Origin of the sequence: Rothia sp. HMSC072B03 (assembly GCF_001809565.1) — a bacterium.
In the GTDB taxonomy this organism is placed as follows: domain Bacteria; phylum Actinomycetota; class Actinomycetes; order Actinomycetales; family Micrococcaceae; genus Rothia; species Rothia mucilaginosa_A.
In genome coordinates this window covers 523,162-523,993 of the sequence record NZ_KV797969.1, presented here as the reverse complement: position 1 = coordinate 523,993, position 832 = coordinate 523,162, and the positions used below count along the sequence as shown (strand labels likewise).

Annotated in this window: 1 tRNA gene; it reads right to left on the bottom strand. The window is 57.8% G+C overall.

The features are described from left to right. Positions 1-537: 537 nt before the first annotated feature. A tRNA-Met gene (locus tag HMPREF2630_RS05575) sits at positions 538-611 on the bottom strand. Positions 612-832 lie beyond the last annotated feature (221 nt).

Below are 832 nucleotides of genomic sequence, written 5' to 3'. Positions count from 1 at the left end.
CCCCCCCCCCCAGAGACAGGTGGGGAGCTCCCGCTAGACGCCTATGTCGAAGTAACTGCGCCGAGGCGGTTTGCGTCAAGATGAATTGCGTCAAGATGAATTGTGCCAAGATGAATTGTGCTAAGAGACTATACCGAGATAGCCGCATCAAGTACGGCATGGGGTGCAAACCATTGCGCACAGCGCAGACCCCTCCGGTTAGCCGAGCCGGGTTCGATACAGGGTGCAAACCATCGCGTGCAGCACGCCCTCTCCCCCGCTCAGCCAGGTCACGCCGCACGGGACTCATAGCGTGAGTTGATAAGCGCCCCTCTCCCCCGCTCAGCCAGGTCACGCTCTGCCATATCGGAGCTCAATCAAATCGGGGCCGTATAAGCCGGCATCCAACCGGTCAGTGCCCGAACATTCAAAGGGCCGGGGTAAAGAACCGTACGGTCATAGCTAGAATCGACAGCACAGCCGATTCCGGGCATAAAAAACGGGCATAAAAAACGGGCATAAAAAACTCCCGATAGCTAAGCTATCGGGAGTTATCCGTTGCGGGGACAGGATTTGAACCTGCGACCTCCGGGTTATGAGCCCGGCGAGCTACCGAACTGCTCCACCCCGCGGCGACTCATATAACTATACAGACCTTAGGGAACCTTCGCAAATTAAAAACATAATTTGTGGCGGATTGCACATTACGGGGTCTCTGACACCCTCGGCAAGTCCCGCATCGCCGCTCAGAGCGCTCCGAGCCAAATGGGCGGGTACAGGCAGACGTCACGGTTGCAGAGAACGAACGAGACGCATAAGGCGGGGCCTCTCCCCCGTGTGGAGGAGAGGCCCC